The organism is Psychrobacter sp. (assembly GCF_035469765.1).
In the GTDB taxonomy this organism is placed as follows: domain Bacteria; phylum Pseudomonadota; class Gammaproteobacteria; order Pseudomonadales; family Moraxellaceae; genus Psychrobacter.
Window position 1 is genome coordinate 1 of record NZ_DATIRM010000206.1, and the last position, 2,753, is coordinate 2,753.

The following is a 2,753-nucleotide window of genomic DNA, read 5'->3' on the forward strand; positions in this document are numbered from 1 at the left end:
CATGACCAAGCTTTCTCAAGCTGATAGGTTTCAAACGCGTGACAAGAGACCACCATCATGCCAGCATTACCTGAGGGGCGCAGGCGCATATCTACCTCATAAGCACGGCCATCACGAGTTTGAGTATTAAGATAGGTCATCAGCTTTTGTGCCAAACGTGCCGCAAACTTCATGCCACTAACGGCGGTTTCACCGGTGGTCATACCCTGCTCTTTTATTTTATGCAAAAAGACCAAGTCTAAATCTGATGAATAAGACAACTCAAGCCCACCAAGCTTGCCATAGCCGATAATCGCAAAGCCGCAATCTGCTTCGGTGACTGGATCGCCATCTTGGCCAATCGGATAGCCATAACGTTTGACAAGTTCAGCAAATGCACGCTCAAGCGCTGCTTCCAATACCACAGCGGCGATATAAGTCAGCGAGTCTGAGACCTTCATGATTGGACGTTCAGCAAGCACATCACTGGCGGCAACCGCTAATACTTGATTCTTTTTAAACAACCTTAATACGCTGAGCAGCTTCTCTTCGTCATTGGGCTCTACTCGCAATAACTGCTGACGCAAGATATCACGCAGTTCAAGCTTGTCTGGTAAATGCCGATAACGTTGCTGTAAAAAAGTATCTAATAAAACCGGATACTGCGCCAACTCTTTGGCAATCCAAGGGCTAGCAGACAACATCGGTATCAGCTCAACCGTGGCATTTGGGTTTTCTGCAATCATCACTAAATAGATAGAACGGCGGCAAATCGCTTCAAGCAATGCAATCAAGCGCGGCAATGCGGTATTCGCCAGTTGCTGCTGATCATGATGAGCCAACAGTGCATGTACAATCACAGGATATGCTGCATCCAAGCGCTCACGCGCCTCATCGCTTAAATTGGCAACCATTTTTGACTGCCAAAAATTGTGCAATTGGCTACGATTTTCCTCAGTCAATACGCCATTTAAACGGGTAACTTGCTCATCCAAATTGGCAGGTTCTAGCTCATCTTCTTGAGTGGGTACTTGGCGCTCAGTGACCATGCGCTCAAACGGCACATTGACATGATAGCGATGATAATTAAGGGTAGCTAATAACCCAGCCCAGTCTTCAAATCCCAGCGTGAGCGCCAGATTATGCTGCCAATGGGCATCATGAGGAAGGCGCTGAGTCTGCTGATCATTGATCGCTTGAATACCATGCTCAAGTCGGCGTAAAAACCGATAAGCGCCTTGTAGTTCTTTATAAGTGGTTTCTTCTAGATATTTAAGCTCATACAGCGCTTGCATCGCCTTTAAACAAGACTTGACCTGTAGCTGCGGATGACGTCCGCCATAAATCAACTGAAAAGCTTGGACGATAAACTCGATATCTCGGATACCGCCAGCGCCAAGCTTAATATTATCCAAATCTTCGCGCTGCGCCACTTGATTCTGAATCAGAGATTTCATCTCTCGTAATGCCGAAAAAGCACTGTAATCGACGTAATACCGAAAAACAAACGGCTTAATAAGTGCTTGAATGTCATCATAAAATGGCTGCTCTATATGCCCAACAACACGAGCTTTTAGCCAAGCAAACCGCTCCCATGCCCGCCCATGCTGGGAAAAGTACTTTTGTAATGCTGACAGATGAATCGCCAAATCACTACCATCACCCCATGGGCGCAGGCGCATATCTACTCGAAACACAAAACCATCAGCGGTATTATTGTCGAGCAGCTTGATAATCCCTTGACCGAGCCGAGTCATAAAGCGCTTATTATCTATACTACGCGTGCCTTTAGCTTTATCACCGTCAGTTTCACCGCGCGCTTGATGGATAAAAATCAGGTCAATATCACTCGATAAATTCAGCTCATGAGCGCCAAGCTTGCCCATCGCCATAATCGCCATATCATCGACTTGCACATTACCCTTCTCATTAATAAAGGTTGGCTGACCGTATTGAGTCACCAGATGTTGATAGGTATAGTCTTTGGCAAATAAAATACAGCCATCAGCGAATTCGGACAATTCATCCGTCAGCTGCTCAAGCTCAATCACTGCCAATGCATCTTGCCATACCCAGCGCATCATCAGTAACATACGTAAATTACGTAAGCCACTCATGACCTTGGTTTCATGAGCGAGCTGGTAGTTTTCGTCCAAGGTATAATCTTGTATCAAATCATCAATCTGCTGACGCGTTAAGGTCGTCTCTAAAGGATAGCTGCGTAAAAACGTCTGGCAGGCGCCCGCGCGACTTTGCCAAATTTGATAGGCAAATTCACTGGCAGTTTGCAGCACTTGTAATTGTTCTGATGTGGGCTGATAGCCGTTACCATTGGGTGCGGTAGATAACATAAAGATAGTACCTTATTGCAGCATAGAGCTATAAGCCTACGTGAACTGAGCGGATAAGTTTATTGTTTTTTCTTACGAGACAGTCATAACTGCGATTGTTAAATTGATCACTATCTATTTATAGTAGCATAAATAAAGTGAGGCACTACCAAGAGCAAGCGTACTTGCAAAAAACGAAAAAGCGCTGAATGATGATACAATATAAAGCCATAAGGTCTTAGTTCTTTTAGACACCCATAATCATAAAAACACTTAACCTCACGATAACAAAGTAGTTATCATCGCTTTTTAGCGAGGTTCAATGAGTGGCTAACCTTCAACTGTCTGCTACTAAATGACCTGATTTGCTGTTTTTAATACTTATTAATAATATGTGATACCGCCATTATGACAACCTCAACGCCATTACTTTTAATCACCGCT

1 protein-coding gene is annotated in these 2,753 nt (G+C 44.5%); it reads right to left on the minus strand.

Features of this window, described 5'->3' with window-relative positions; genetic code table 11:
- On the minus strand, nucleotides 1-2,330 hold a 2,330-nt coding region (glnE, locus tag VLN09_RS05845; protein ID WP_325244572.1), incomplete at its 3' end, for a bifunctional [glutamate--ammonia ligase]-adenylyl-L-tyrosine phosphorylase/[glutamate--ammonia-ligase] adenylyltransferase.
- Nucleotides 2,331-2,753 lie beyond the last annotated feature (423 nt).